13 protein-coding genes are annotated in these 12,993 nt (G+C 66.4%); 7 read left to right on the forward strand and 6 right to left on the reverse strand.

Annotated features, from left to right (window positions below; genetic code table 11):
- Positions 1 to 21: 21 nt before the first annotated feature.
- The 7 genes from BLR94_RS21455 (at position 22) to BLR94_RS21485 (ending at position 6,241) form a co-directional block, all read left to right on the forward strand.
- On the forward strand, positions 22 to 1,380 hold the full coding sequence (locus BLR94_RS21455; RefSeq protein WP_084307947.1) for an MFS transporter: 1,359 nt from the start codon (positions 22 to 24) through the stop codon (positions 1,378 to 1,380).
- Positions 1,381 to 1,397: 17 nt separating this feature from the next.
- Positions 1,398 to 2,159, forward strand: a complete 762-nt coding sequence (locus tag BLR94_RS21460; protein ID WP_084307948.1) for an SDR family NAD(P)-dependent oxidoreductase — start codon at positions 1,398 to 1,400, stop codon at positions 2,157 to 2,159.
- A 249-nt stretch (positions 2,160 to 2,408) separates the two neighbouring features.
- Positions 2,409 to 3,158 (forward strand): SDR family NAD(P)-dependent oxidoreductase, encoded by a 750-nt coding sequence (locus BLR94_RS21465; RefSeq protein ID WP_084307949.1) that lies wholly within the window; start codon positions 2,409 to 2,411, stop codon positions 3,156 to 3,158.
- A gap of 1 nt (position 3,159) precedes the next feature.
- Complete coding sequence (locus BLR94_RS21470; protein ID WP_042553480.1) at positions 3,160 to 3,459, forward strand: hypothetical protein; 300 nt, start codon at positions 3,160 to 3,162, stop codon at positions 3,457 to 3,459.
- Entirely contained in the window at positions 3,456 to 4,445 is a 990-nt protein-coding gene (locus BLR94_RS21475; protein WP_084307950.1) for a CobW family GTP-binding protein, read from the forward strand. The genes BLR94_RS21470 and BLR94_RS21475 overlap by 4 nt, the downstream gene beginning before the upstream one ends.
- Complete coding sequence (locus tag BLR94_RS21480; RefSeq protein ID WP_084307951.1) at positions 4,442 to 5,614, forward strand: ABC transporter substrate-binding protein; 1,173 nt, start codon at positions 4,442 to 4,444, stop codon at positions 5,612 to 5,614. Before BLR94_RS21475 ends, BLR94_RS21480 begins: the two co-directional genes overlap by 4 nt.
- A gap of 96 nt (positions 5,615 to 5,710) precedes the next feature.
- The gene (locus BLR94_RS21485; protein WP_084307952.1) at positions 5,711 to 6,241 is read left to right on the forward strand and encodes a DUF3617 domain-containing protein; all 531 of its coding nucleotides are present in this window, start codon (positions 5,711 to 5,713) and stop codon (positions 6,239 to 6,241) included.
- A gap of 21 nt (positions 6,242 to 6,262) precedes the next feature.
- Here BLR94_RS21485 and BLR94_RS21490 read toward each other — a convergent pair whose 3' ends face one another.
- The 6 genes from BLR94_RS21490 to BLR94_RS21515 form a co-directional block, all read right to left on the reverse strand.
- Positions 6,263 to 7,030, reverse strand: a complete 768-nt coding sequence (locus BLR94_RS21490; protein ID WP_084307953.1) for a DeoR/GlpR family DNA-binding transcription regulator — start codon at positions 7,028 to 7,030, stop codon at positions 6,263 to 6,265.
- Positions 7,031 to 7,116: 86 nt separating this feature from the next.
- A complete protein-coding gene (locus BLR94_RS21495; RefSeq protein ID WP_084307954.1) occupies positions 7,117 to 8,550 on the reverse strand; it encodes an Nramp family divalent metal transporter in 1,434 nt (477 codons plus the stop codon).
- 36 nt (positions 8,551 to 8,586) lie between these two features.
- Positions 8,587 to 9,531, reverse strand: coding sequence for a phosphoglycerate dehydrogenase (locus tag BLR94_RS21500; protein WP_084307955.1), 945 nt, complete (start codon positions 9,529 to 9,531; stop codon positions 8,587 to 8,589).
- Between the two features lie 43 nt (positions 9,532 to 9,574).
- Positions 9,575 to 10,588, reverse strand: coding sequence for a 4-hydroxythreonine-4-phosphate dehydrogenase PdxA (gene pdxA / locus BLR94_RS21505; protein WP_084307956.1), 1,014 nt, complete (start codon positions 10,586 to 10,588; stop codon positions 9,575 to 9,577).
- Positions 10,581 to 11,828, reverse strand: coding sequence for a four-carbon acid sugar kinase family protein (locus BLR94_RS21510; RefSeq protein WP_084307957.1), 1,248 nt, complete (start codon positions 11,826 to 11,828; stop codon positions 10,581 to 10,583). Before BLR94_RS21510 ends, pdxA begins: the two co-directional genes overlap by 8 nt.
- The gene (locus BLR94_RS21515; protein WP_084307958.1) at positions 11,825 to 12,985 is read right to left on the reverse strand and encodes an iron-containing alcohol dehydrogenase; all 1,161 of its coding nucleotides are present in this window, start codon (positions 12,983 to 12,985) and stop codon (positions 11,825 to 11,827) included. Before BLR94_RS21515 ends, BLR94_RS21510 begins: the two co-directional genes overlap by 4 nt.
- Positions 12,986 to 12,993: the final 8 nt, after the last annotated feature.

Genomic DNA, 12,993 nt, shown 5'->3' on the forward strand with positions numbered 1-12,993 from the left:
GCCCCTGATGAGTATGCCGACATGACAACAACGCATGCCGCAACACCGACGCACGTCAAACAATCCGGCACCTGGAAACCGGTGCAGCTCTCGTCCAGGGATGTCACCTATTCGACCTGGATCGCTTTCTTCGCCTGGGTTTTCGCCGTCTATGACTTCATCCTGTTCGGCACGTTGTTGCCGGTCATGGGCGGGCACTTCAACTGGAGCGAGGCCGAGCAGGCCAAGATAGCCACCTGGGTCGCTCTGGGCGGTGCCATCGTCGCTTTCGGTATCGGCCCGCTGGTCGACCGCATCGGTCGCCGTGGCGGCATCATGGTCACGATTGGCGGAACGGCGATTTGCTCGGCGCTGACCGCCGTCTGCGCCGGCATGGGCAAGGTGCCGTTGATCCTGGTGCGCTCGGTGGCTGGCCTGGGTTATGCCGAGGAAGCCGTCAACGCCACTTACCTGACCGAAGTGTATGCCGCGTCCACCGATCCGAAACTGATCAAGCGCCGTGGCTTCATCTACAGCCTGGTGCAAAGCGGCTGGCCGGTCGGTGCGCTGATCGCTGCCGGACTCACCGCCCTGCTGCTGCCGCACATCGGCTGGCAGGGTTGTTTCGTGTTCGCCGCGATACCGGCATTGGTCATCGCCGTGCTGGCTTACAAGCTCAAGGAAAGCCCGCAGTTCCAGGTGCACCAGCGTATTTCCCAGCTTCGCAAGGCGGGCCAGGATGCCGATGCCCGTGCTCTGGCCCGTGAATATGACGTGGACTACGAGGAGCATGCCAAGGCTGGCGTGGCGGCTGCGTTTCGCGGTGCTGCGCTGCGCCCGACCCTGGTGCTGAGCCTGGCGATCCTGCTCAACTGGTCGGCGATTCAGGTGTTCAGCGTACTGGGTACCTCGGTGATCGTCAGCGTGCACAAGCTGTCGTTCGAGAACTCGCTGGTGATCCTGGTGCTGTCCAACCTGGTCGGCTTCATCGGCTATCTGTTTCACGGCTGGCTGGGTGATCGCTTCGGTCGCCGCAACACCGTGGCGCTCGGCTGGATGTGCGGTGGTGTCGCCTTCTTCGCCATGGTTCAGGCGCCCAGCGACCTGGCGACCGTCATCGCGTTGTACAGCCTCGGCCTGTTCTTCCTGACCGGTCCGTACTCGGCCATGCTGTTCTTCATGGGGGAAAGCTTCCCCACCAGCATTCGCGCTACCGGCGGCGCCATCGTTCATGCCATGGGCCCGATCGGCGCGATCCTCGCCGGCCTCGGCATCACCGGGGTACTGACCAGCGGCGGCGAATGGCACAGCGCGGCGCTGTGGTTCGGTGCCCTGCCGTGTTTCCTGTCCGGTGTGGTGATGCTGGCCGCGCGTCACGTCGAACCGAACAGCGTCAAATGACCGAGGAGGCTCTTCCCATGACTCTACCCGTTGCCATGATCACCGGTGCCGCCAGCGGTATCGGTCAGGCGCTGGCCGTGGCGTATGCCAGAAGCGGCGTGCGTGTGGCCGGTGGCTATTTCGCCGGCGATCCCCATGACCCTGCCGAAACCCGGCGGCTGGTCGAGGCCGCAGGTGGCGAGTGCATCATGCTCGCGGCCGACGTCACCGACAGCGCCTCGCTGGACGCGCTGGCCGCTGCCGCCGTCGAGCGCTTCGGCCGTCTCGACTATGCGGTGGCCAATGCCGGCCTGCTGCGCCGCGCACCGCTGCTGGAAATGACCGACGAGCGCTGGAACGAGATGCTCGACGTCGACCTGACCGGGGTCATGCGTACCTTCCGCAGCGCCGCACGCTACATTGGCGAAGGGGGTGCGCTGGTGGCGATTTCCTCCATCGCCGGCGGCGTCTACGGCTGGCAGGATCACTGCCATTATGCCGCCGCCAAGGCCGGCGTACCCGGCCTGTGCCGCTCGCTGGCGGTGGAGCTGGCGCCGCAGGGTATCCGCTGCAACGCGGTGATTCCCGGGCTGATCGAAACGCCGCAATCGCTCGACGCGAAAAACTCCCTCGGCCCGCAGGGGCTGGCCCAGGCGGCCAGGGCCATCCCCCTGGGTCGGGTGGGGCGCGCCAGTGAAGTGGCCGATCTGGTGCGTTACCTGACCAGTGCCCAGGCCAGCTACATCACCGGGCAGAGCATCATCGTCGACGGCGGCCTGACGGTGCGTTGGCCGGATTGACGGCTATAAGGCGATAGCCGCCGTAGGGTGGATGACGCTCTTTTCATCCACCATCGCGATCGCAGAGCGGTGGACGGATGAAGCGTCGTCCACCCTACGAATGTCCGCTTTCATCTTTTTGCAGCTGTAGGGTGGGCCGGGCGGCGATCCGCTTCAGCCCGCCAATTGGCGCCCCACAATGAACGGCTGCTTCCGCCTTACTCCAACCCATTGCACCGAGACGGCAACGAACTCCGATAAGGACAGACCATGAAACAGCTACAAGACCGTCGCGCCGTGATCACTGGCGCCGCCAGTGGCATCGGCGCGGCCATCGCCCATGCCTATGCCGATACAGGCGCCCGCCTGGTGCTCTGCGACCGCGATGCCGCCCGCCTGGCGATCATCGCCGGTGAGTGCCGCGAGCGCGGGGCCGAGGTGGTGCAAAGCGTGGCCGACGTCGGCAGCCGCGAAGGTGCCCAGGCCGGTGTCGATGCCTGCGTGCAGGCCTTCGGCGGTATCGATATCCTGGTCAACAACGCCGGCATGCTGACCCAGGCGCCGTGCGTCGAGCTGACCCAGGAAATGTGGGATGACATGCTGCGCGTCGACCTCACCAGCGTGTTCATTGCCAGCCAGCGCGCTTTGCCGCACATGCTCGCCCAGCGGTGGGGGCGGATCATCAACGTCGCCTCGCAACTGGGCATCAAGGGCGGCGCCGAGCTGACCCATTACGCCGCGGCCAAGGCCGGCGTGATCGGCTTCACCAAGTCCCTGGCCCTCGAGGTCAGCAAGGACAACGTGCTGGTCAATGCCATCGCCCCCGGCCCCATCGAGACACCACTGGTCGAGGGCATCAGCCAGGACTGGAAGACGGCCAAGGCCAGAGAATTGCCCCTTGGCCGTTTCGGCAAGGCCAGTGAGGTAGCGCCGGTCGCCGTGCTGCTGGCCTCGGAGCCGGGTGGCAACCTGTTCGTCGGGCAGACCCTCGGGCCGAACTCCGGCGATGTGATGCCCTGACATGTGCGGACTCTGCGGCCTGCTCGGCGAAGAGCTGCACTGGAGCGATCCGCTCGGCGATACCCTGCCTCGGCGCCGCGAGCGGCTGCGTCGGATCGCGGCGATCAATCAGGTGCTGGCCCCATTCCGCCTCACCGTCAGCGACGTACAGGGTGCATCCTATCTGGTGCAGGGGGCGACCGGCCGCCAGGAACTGGCCAGCGGCCTCGACCAGCTCTGGCTGCAGGCCGAAGCGATCCTCGGCCGACCACTGGATCCGCTCGACCCACGGGTGCTCGATCATCTGGAGGCACAGCCATGAGCCTGCCAATCAACGTCGTCACCGGCTTTCTCGGCAGCGGCAAGACCACCTTGCTCAAGCGCCTGCTGGCCGACGAGGCGCTCGGTGACACGGCGCTGCTGATCAACGAGTTCGGTGAAGTCGGTATCGATAATCTGCTGGTCGAGGAGGTCGCCCCGGGAACCGTGTTGCTACCCAGCGGCTGTGTCTGTTGTTCGGTACGTGGCGATCTCAAGCAGGCGCTACTGGAGTTGCACGGCAAACGCAGCCGTGGCGAGGTGCCGGCCTTTCGCCGGGTGCTGCTGGAAACCACCGGGCTGGCCGACCCGGCGCCGATCCTGGCCACCCTGCAACGTGATCCGCAACTGCGTGGCCGCTTCCATCTCGGGCTGCTGGTGACGGTGGTCGATGCGCAGCATGCCGAGCTGCAGGAGCGCCTGCACCCCGAGTGGCTCGGTCAGGTCACTGCTGCCGACCGCCTGCTGCTGAGCAAGATCGATCGGGTGGCAGCCGAGGTGGTCGACCCGCTGCGCTGCAGACTGCTGGCGCTCAATCCATCCGCATCCCTGGCCCTGACCGCTGACATCGTCAGTGGTGACGAACTGCTGCTCGGCGAGGGGCTCAAGGGGCGCGACCCGGATGCCGAGGTGGCGCGCTGGCAACTGTTCGCGCCGCTCGGCAACGACCGTCATGGTAGCGCCGAGGTGTGCTGCCTGGAGTTCGATGGCGCGCTGGACTGGATCGCCTTCGGGGTCTGGCTGTCCATGCTGCTAAGATGCCACGGCGAACGCATACTCCGAGTCAAAGGCATCCTCGACGTGATCGATTCTCCGCAGCCCATCGTCATCCATGGCGTGCAGCATTGTCTGCATGCGCCGGTCCATCTCAACGCCTGGCCGGGTGGTGTGCGCCGCTCGCGCCTGGTGTTCATCGTCCGCGAGCTGGACACCCTGACGCTGCGCCGGTCGTTCAATGCCTTCCTCGCCCGGCTTGGGCGCGCCGCATGATCACCCTGCGCGTACTCGGCACCTCCGTCACCTTGCTCGAACCGATCCGGCAGCGCGCCGAGCAGGAGCTTGGCATTCGCCTGGACTATCAGTTGCACGACACCCAGACCGTACAACGCATCGCAGTGATGCAGCCGGAGAGCTACGACCTCTATGACCAGTGGTTTCACAACGTCGACTTCGTCTGGCCTGCGCGGGCGATTCAGCCGATCGACACGCGGCGGGTGGCGCTCTGGGAAGAGATCAACGACCTTCCGAAGAAAGGCCGCCTGCACCCGGACGATCGGCTGGCCAGCGGCAGCCTGCCGTGCGACCGACTGTTCGTGCAGCCCGACGGCAACCTGGGCAGTGCGCCGACCGACCACATCAGCATGTTGCCGCTGACCCACAACGCCGACAGTTTCGCCTATCTGCCCGCGCACCTGCCCAAGGCCCTGGCTGGCAACGAGGAGAGCTGGGCCTGGCTGGTCGACGAAGGCTGGTGCGGGCATATCGCCCTGCAGAACGACGCCGCCATCGGTGCCCTCGACGCGGCACTGGCGCTTCAGGCCGGAGGCCTGGCGCACTTCGAGAATATCGGCAACCTGCGTCTCGGCGAAATCGACCGCCTCGCCGAGCGGCTGATCGAGAAGCAGCGTCACGGCCACTTCGCGGCGTTCTGGTCGGATGATCGTGAGGCCAGCGAACTGATGCTCGGTCCCAACGTGCATGTGCAGAGCCTGTGGTCTCCGACCCTGATGCAATTGCATCGCGCCGGCGTGCAGTACCGTCTGGCTGCGCCCAAGGAGGGCTATCGCGCCTGGTTCGGCGGCCTCTCGCTGTCGCGTTGCGTCGAGGGCAAGGTCAAGGACGCTGCCTACGCCTACCTCAACTGGTGGCTGGCCGGCTGGCCTGGTGCACTGATGGCCAGGCAGGGGTTCTACATCTCCAATCCGCCCCGCGCCCGTGACCATATGTCCGCTGCCGAATGGGACTACTGGTACGACGGCAAGCCTGCCGCGGAGCAGCTTCCGGGCAGCGATGGGCTGCCATTGATCGAGCCCGGCGAGGTGCGCGAAGGCGGCACCTATGCCCAGCGCATGGGCCACATCGGCGTATGGAATGCGGTCATGGACGAGCACAACTACCTGGTGCGGCGGTGGAGCGACTTTTTGCGTGCGGGGCGCTGAAGGGCTGGCGTGATGCGACAATCAGCGGCGACATCTCGCCCGGGCTGCTGTCCTAATCTGGGCGAGCCACGTCGCGGTCACTGAACGGAGCCTTACATGCCGATGCCCAGTTTGAAGTTCCTGCCACTTTGCCTGCTGGCGCTGCCGTTGATGGCGACGGCCCAGCAGCAGATTCAACCCGGTCTCTGGGAAATCACTTCGAAGAATATGCAACTGGGCGGTCGGGCGTTGCCGAGCAGTGACGTGATGTTGCAACAATTCAAGAACCTGCCCCCGGCGCAGCGCGAGATGATGGAAAGGGCAATGGCCCGGCAGGGCATCCAGTTGGGCGACAAGGGCGTGCAGTACTGCATCAGCCAGGCGCAGGTCGATGCCCAGAATATCCCCCTGCAGGATCCCAACTGCCGTCAGCAGATCACCTCGCGCGACGACGATCGCTGGGTGTTCAACTTCACCTGCCCACAGGGCCAGGGGCAGGGCGAGGCGCATTTCCTCGATGACAAGTCCTTCACCTCCAGGGTCAGTGGCGAATTCGACAGCGGTGCCGGCCGTCAGCAGGGCAGCATGGAGTCGGACGCCCGCTGGGTGTCGGCCGATTGTGGTGCGTTGAAGCCGCGTCAGCCCTGATACGTCTGGGCCAGCGGTAGCCTAGCGCGGCAGTCGCTCCTGAATCACCCGGGGGTCGCTGTCAAAGTCCGCCAACTGGTCGGTCGTGCCGGTGGTGATCAGCGTCCAGCGGGTGTTCAAAGGCGTCCAATACTGCTGCTGATCGCGACCCAGCTTGCTGGCATCGGCCAGCACGAAGACCTCTGCGGCCTGGCGGATCATCAGATCCTTGAGGTAGGCCTGGCTGGCGCTCGCTTCGCACAGGCCGCGCCCGGCAACCACGCCATCGGCGCTGACGAACACCTTGTCGGCGCTCAGCCGTTCGAGCATGGCCATGGCGGCGGGGCCGAAGGTGGCCATGCTGCCGGGTCGCAGATCGCCACCAAGCACCGTCACCCGGCCTTGCGGCAGCTCATGCAGCGACTCCAGTGCCAGCAGGTTGTTGGTGATGACGTGCAGACCGCTGCGTTCGTGCAGCAGCCTGGCCAGGCTGGCTGTCGAAGTGCCGCCGTCGAGCAGCAGGGTGTCGTTGTCTTGCACGTGGGCCAGAGCGGCGCGGGCGATGCGCTGTTTCTCCAGGCTCGAATGGCTGCTGCGCTCTTCCAGCGAAGCCTCTGGCGCGTGCTTGCCAATGTGCGTGGCGCCGCCATAGGTGCGCATGATCATGCCCTGCTCGGCGAGGGAGGTGAGGTCGCGGCGAACCGTGGCCTCGGACACATCCAGCGACTTACACAGGGTCTCGACGTTGACGTTGCCGTTGTTCGAGAGCACCAGTTCGATGATGGCCTGGCGGCGTTTGGCGACTTTCATGGCGGTCCTTCCGGGAGAGGCGGCTGCACTTTACCATTTACGCCGTGGCGCCGGCTCGTGCCGAGCGGGCGCGGTAAAGGCCATGGTCAGCCGATGCTCCAGCCCAGCGCGTTGGCCGTCGAGTACACCCCCAGAACGACGATGGCAATGCTGCTGATCAGCAGCGAAACGGTGAAGAACGCCTGGCGTTTGAAGCGCGCGGGTACCTCGCTGCTTCTGAGGTGCCAGACGGCGATGACCACGGCCACCAAGAAGATGCCGCTGGCGACGCCGCCAATCTGTACCATCAATACGGGGGACTGGATGAGCAGGAAGCCGATGCCCCAGATGATCGGGAACAGCACGGTCATGAGGCGGATGGCGCGTTGGCGCTGCGCCAGGTTGTGCCAGTCGATCACCCCCAGCATGCCCAGGGTGTTGGCCCACAGGCGAGGAACGCTGGCGGTCGAGGCGATCAAGGTGGAACCCAGCGTGGTGATTGCTCCGATCAGGAACAGCCAGTGTGCCCAGGGACCGAGCGTATCGGTATAGATGTGGCTGAGCGTCACGATCATTTGATTGCCCTGAGGGACCAGGCTCTGCGGGTGCAGGACCGCCGCGCCAATGACGTAGAACGCCATGGTGCAGAGCGTACAGATGACCCAGGAGATCAGGACGTCGGTACGCATCACCTTTATCCAGCCCTCGGCGCGCCGGGCCCGTGCCTCGCTGCCGTCGTTGGGCCCCGTCCAGCGGGCGTAGCCTTTTTCGATGCACCAGTAGGTGTAGGTGGTCATCTCGTCCGCGCCGACTCCGGTGATGCCGAACATCGCCACCGCGAAGCCGAGCGCGCCGGCCGGAATGGCGAAGCTCAGCCCATCGAGCAGCATGGAGCCGCTATAGGCGAAGGGGGTCAGCGGAAGCCCCAGGGCCAGCCCGACGGTGATCAAGGTGAAGACCACCACCGAGATGAGCGCCGCTTTTTCGAGAAGGCCATATCGGTTGGTATAGAGCAGGGTGATGACACTGGCGATCAGCAGGATCGTCCAGAAAACCAGCGAGGGGGTTCCCAGCGGTTCGCCGATCACCGGGTAGAGTAGGCTCAGTGCGGCCACGGTGCCGCCAATGATACCGCCGCGCTGCAGGACCTTGGCAAAATCCATGAGGATCCATAACGCATTGATCCAGCCGATGCCGAAGTATTTCGGCCCGACCTGGCTATAGCCCTGCAGGGCAGGCTTGCCACTGAGAATCGCCCATTGGGCGAGTTCCAACTGTACCCATACCTTGACGGCGGTACTGATGATGACCAGCCATAGCAGGGCGAAACCGGCTTTTGCACCGAGGGCCGTTGTGGTGATCAATTCGCCGGAGCCGATCACGGCGGCGGAAATGACGATTCCCGGTCCCAGGTAACGCAGCCGGCCTGCCCAGGTGGTGGGCGGATCCAGTATGTCGTCCGGGCTCAGGGCATAGGGGTCTTTCAGGGGCGTCGTGTAGCGGGTTTCTTCGCGAGCGTTTCTTGTTGTTATCGTCGACATGGCAATGACCTTCTGACAAAGGATTGGCGGGGTGACTCAGTCGCTTACGACATGCATGAGAGGGGTGCCGCGTGCGCTACGGATGACGTTCTCGACGCAAGCGAGGCTCAGGGTGGTCAGGGCTTGTTCCGTGTAACCGGCGATGTGAGAGGTGGCGATCACGTTATCGAGGCCGAGCAACTCGCTGCCGTAGGGCGGTTCCTGCTCGAAGGCGTCCAGGGCCGCACCGGCGAGCCCGCCGGCCCGCAGCGTCGCGAGCAGCGCCTGTTCGTCGACGATGCCGCCACGGGCCGCGTTGATCAGCATGGCCGTGGGCTTCATCCGGGCCAGGGCCTGGGCATCGATGAGGTGGTGCGTGCCGGCGTCGAGGCCGACGTGCAGGCTGATGAAATCGCTACGGCGGCACAGCGCCTCCAGGGTGCAGAACTCGACGCCCAGCTGCTGTGCCAGCTCGGGCGCGGGATAGGGATCGTAAGCGAGCACCGGCATGTCGAAGCCCCTGGCCCGCCGCGCCACTTCACGGCCGATGTTGCCCAGCCCGACGATACCCAGCGTCTTGCCGTGCACGCCTGCGCCGAACAGCCGAGGCCATTGGCCGGCGCGGGTCAGACGATCCGCCTGGGGGATCTGCCGGGCCAGCGCCAGCAGCAGCGCGAAGGTGAAATCCGCCACGGCATGGCGATTGGCGCCTGGTACGTTGCAGACCTTGACGCCGCGTGCGCGTGCGGCAGCGACATCGATGTTGTCCACGCCCACGCCATGCTTGCAGACCAGCCGAAGCTGCGGCAGGGCGTCCAGCACGCGCGCGGTGATGGGCGTGAAGGCGACGATGGCGGCCTGGGCATCGCGAGCCTGCTCGATGAAGGCGTCCTCGTCGAGGTCGGCGGGGAGCCGAACGTGGTCGATGCCGTGCTCGGCCAGCAGCGCCAAGGGCTCCTGGGAGTATTGGGCGAAAGAAGGTGAGGTACTGACGACACGCATGGGAGTCTCCGTTATCGCTGTCGGGGTCAGCGGCTGGCGGCCATCAGGCAACCTGGCTGCTGCGTTGTCGGGTGGCCAGTTCCACCGCCTGGCGCAGGGCCTCGATCAGGCTGCGTTCGTCGGCGATGCCTGTGCCGGCAATGTCGAAGGCGGTGCCATGGTCGACCGAGGTGCGGATCACCGGCAGGCCGATGGTGACGTTGACCCCGGCCTCCAGCCCCATGACCTTCACCGGGCCGTGACCCTGGTCGTGGTACATGGCGACCACCGCGTCGAAGTCGCCACGGCCGGCACGGAAGAACAGGGTGTCGGCCGGCAGCGGCCCCTCCACGCGCCAGCCGCGGGCGCGCAGCTCGTCGATGGCCGGCTGGATCTTGGTGGCTTCCTCGCCGTAGCCGAACAGGCCGTTCTCGCCCGCGTGCGGGTTGATGCCGCACACGGCGATCAGCGGGTTGTCGATACCGGCGCGTACCAGGGTCTCGTGGGCGCGCTCGATGGTGCGGCGTACCAGGCCCGGCTCGATGCGGGCGATGGCGTCGATGATGCCGATGTGGGTGGTGACGTGGATGACCCGCAGGGTCGGCGTCATCAGCATCATCGACACTTCCTCGATGCCGGTCAGGTGCGCCAGCATCTCGGTGTGGCCGGGAAAGAGGTGACCGCCGGCGTGCAGGGCTTCCTTGTTCAGCGGCGCGGTGCAGATGGCGTCGAGTTCACCGGCCTCGGTGAGCTGCACGGTACGCTCGATGTAGCGGAAGGCGGCATCTCCGGCGATCGGCGAGAGCTGGCCATAGGGCAGGTCGTCGGGGATCAGGTCGAGGTCGATGCAGTCCACCACGCCCGGCTGGAAGCGCGCCTGGCGCGGGTGTTCGATGGCGTTGACCTGCAGGTTGCCGCCGACGATGCGGTTGGCATCGGCCAGGCGCCGGGCATCGCCGATGACCAGCGGCCGGCACATGGCGTAGACGCTGTCATGGGCCAGGGACTTCATGATGATTTCCGGGCCGACGCCGGCAGCATCGCCCAGGGTGATGCCGATTACGGGGCGTTCAGACATGGTGAGCTTCCTTCTCGGAGAGGGGCTGGGAATGGCTGGCACCGTGCAGGCGAGCCCAGGCCTGGTAGAGAGTGTCCGGCTGGCCGAAGCCGCCTGCCTTGGTGACGATGGCCAGCTCGCGGCCCTGCCGGCGGGCGCTGGACAGCACTACGCCGGGGGCCAGCTCGCCGTGCAGTTGCAGACTGTCGATGGCCGCGGCGCTTAGCAGCGCGCGGGCGGTTTCGCCGCCCGTGGCGATCAACGCGCCGGCCCGGGCGATGGCCGGCAGCAGCAAGCGCGCCAGGGGAGCGCCAAGCAACGCGGCCTGGACGGGATCGCGGTCATGCTGTTCGAGGCTGACCAACAGGTCGGCACCGCTGGCCATCTGCGCGGCCAGACGAGTGCTCAACGCGTCGCGTCGATCCCCTGCATCGGCCGCCAGCAACAGCTGCGGTTCGATACGTTGCCAGTGCTGGCCGCTGCGTTCGGCGAGCAGCGCCGCCTGGGCCTGGGAATGACGGGACATGCTGCCGACCACGGTGAGCACCGGTAAGGCCGCAGCGGGCAGGGCAGGCGCGACGCGCGTCGTGAGCCCGAGCGCCGCAGGCAACTGCTGGGCCAGGCCAGCGGAGCCGACCCAGAACAGCTGGTCCGCCTGCTCGACCGAAGCCAGGGCCAAGGCTCGCAAGTCGGCGTCTAGCTGGGCGTCACAGACCAGCACCTGGGTGCCGGCCTGCAGATGCTGCACCAGCAACTCGGCCAGCTCGGCGCCGCGTACCTGGTCGAGGCCGAGGGCGGCGCAGCGCAGCCCCTGGGCGTCGAACAATTCGAGCAGGTCGGCGGTGCCGCTCAGCCCTTCGTTGCGCCATAGGTCGCTCTGGTTCACGGCAATGCCGTCGACGTACTGCACGCTACCCAAGGTGATGCGGCCCATGGCCGGAAAGGCCGGCGCGACCAGGGCCATGCCCCTGCCCAGCAGCGCGGCGACTTCACTGACCAGGTTGCCGCGCAGGGTCGAGTCGACCTTCTTGTACAGCGCATGGCCGGCAAAGGTCGCAGCGCTCAGCACGGCGCTGTTCAGGCGGGCCGCCTGGCCGGCTGGCAGGCGCCGGGTGTCCAGATCCAGCGCGGTCACCGGTTGTGCGCGGTGTTCGGCGTGCTGATCCAGCAACACCTGGGTCGCCACATGGCGAGCGAAGCCAGCGGCGCAGTCGGCGGCGCCGGACAGGTCGTCGGCGATCACCAGCAGTGGCCGTTTCATGGCAGCAGGCACCGGTACAGTTGCTGGATATCGTCCAGGCTGAGCGCCTTGGGGTTGTTGACCATCAGCCGGGTGACCTGGGAGGCGGCCACCGCCATGTCCGCCAGGTGCTCCTCGGCCACACCGAAGTCGCGCAGGTTCTGGGGAATCTCCAGGCTGGCGGTCCAGGCGCTGATCTGGTCGATCAGCTTGCGGGCGGCCACCTCGTCGCCGTCCGTCTCTTGCGCCAGGCCGCAGGCGCAGGCCGCCCGCTTCAGCCGCGGCGCGCAGCTGTCGAGGTTGAAGGCCATCACGTGAGGCAACAGCATGGCGTTGGCCACCCCGTGGGTGACGTGGAACTTGCCACCCAGCGGGTAGGCCAGGGCGTGCACGGCGGCAGTGCCGGCGGCGGTCAGCGCCAGGCCGCCGTACATCGAGCCGAGCAGCATGTCGCTGCGCGCCTGCACCGAGCCGGGCTGCCGATAGGCCTCGACGATGCTGCCGGCGATCAGCCGCATCGACTCCAGGGCGAAGGTGTCGCTGATCGGGTTGGCCTTGGTGGAAATGAACGACTCCAGCGAGTGGGTGAAGGCGTCCATCCCCGTGGCGGCGGTGATCGGTCTGGGCAGGCCCAGGGTCAGCATGGCATCGAGAATCACCAGGGTCGGCAGCAGGTGGCGGCTGACCACGCCGATCTTCAGTTCTTCGTCCGGCAGGGTGACGATGGCGTTGGGGGTGACCTCCGAGCCGGTACCGGCGGTGGTCGGCACCAGCACCATCGGCACGCCGGCATTGGGCACCTTGTCGATGCCGAGCATGCCGCGCAGGGGCATGTCGTTGGTGAGCAGCACGGCGAACAGCTTGGCGGCGTCCAGCACGCTGCCGCCGCCGATGGCGATCAGCGCATCCGGGGCGGCAGGTGCGACGGCGCGGCGGAACACGCCTTCGATGTTCTCCAGGGTCGGTTCGATCTCTACGTCATCGACCAGCGTGACGGCGATCGACTTGGCCTGCAGCTGGGCGACCACCCGCTCGGTGACGCCGAGACGATGCATGGCGTTCTGGGTGACCAGCACCACGCGCTGCAGCGGCGTGTCGAGCAGCGCCAGTTTGTCGCCCAGGGCATTCAGGCTGTCGGGGCCGTGGACGATGTGTTTGACGGTCTGGAAGTGGTACATGGGTGTCC

This window comes from Phytopseudomonas flavescens, from assembly GCF_900100535.1.
In the GTDB taxonomy this organism is placed as follows: domain Bacteria; phylum Pseudomonadota; class Gammaproteobacteria; order Pseudomonadales; family Pseudomonadaceae; genus Aquipseudomonas; species Aquipseudomonas flavescens.

Bases quoted from the DNA above. Each gene is read 5' to 3' on its own strand.
- BLR94_RS21470 (WP_042553480.1), top strand. From the start codon at position 3,160: ATGTGCGGACTCTGCGGCCTGCTCGGCGAAGAGCTGCACTGGAGCGAT.
- BLR94_RS21475 (WP_084307950.1), top strand. From the start codon at position 3,456: ATGAGCCTGCCAATCAACGTCGTCACCGGCTTTCTCGGCAGCGGCAAG.
- BLR94_RS21510 (WP_084307957.1), bottom strand. From the start codon at position 11,828: ATGAAACGGCCACTGCTGGTGATCGCCGACGACCTGTCCGGCGCCGCC.
- BLR94_RS21480 (WP_084307951.1), top strand. From the start codon at position 4,442: ATGATCACCCTGCGCGTACTCGGCACCTCCGTCACCTTGCTCGAACCG.
- BLR94_RS21500 (WP_084307955.1), bottom strand. From the start codon at position 9,531: ATGCGTGTCGTCAGTACCTCACCTTCTTTCGCCCAATACTCCCAGGAG.
- BLR94_RS21495 (WP_084307954.1), bottom strand. From the start codon at position 8,550: ATGTCGACGATAACAACAAGAAACGCTCGCGAAGAAACCCGCTACACG.
- BLR94_RS21460 (WP_084307948.1), top strand. From the start codon at position 1,398: ATGACTCTACCCGTTGCCATGATCACCGGTGCCGCCAGCGGTATCGGT.
- BLR94_RS21515 (WP_084307958.1), bottom strand. From the start codon at position 12,985: ATGTACCACTTCCAGACCGTCAAACACATCGTCCACGGCCCCGACAGC.
- BLR94_RS21485 (WP_084307952.1), top strand. From the start codon at position 5,711: ATGCCGATGCCCAGTTTGAAGTTCCTGCCACTTTGCCTGCTGGCGCTG.
- pdxA (WP_084307956.1), bottom strand. From the start codon at position 10,588: ATGTCTGAACGCCCCGTAATCGGCATCACCCTGGGCGATGCTGCCGGC.
- BLR94_RS21465 (WP_084307949.1), top strand. From the start codon at position 2,409: ATGAAACAGCTACAAGACCGTCGCGCCGTGATCACTGGCGCCGCCAGT.
- BLR94_RS21490 (WP_084307953.1), bottom strand. From the start codon at position 7,030: ATGAAAGTCGCCAAACGCCGCCAGGCCATCATCGAACTGGTGCTCTCG.
- BLR94_RS21455 (WP_084307947.1), top strand. From the start codon at position 22: ATGACAACAACGCATGCCGCAACACCGACGCACGTCAAACAATCCGGC.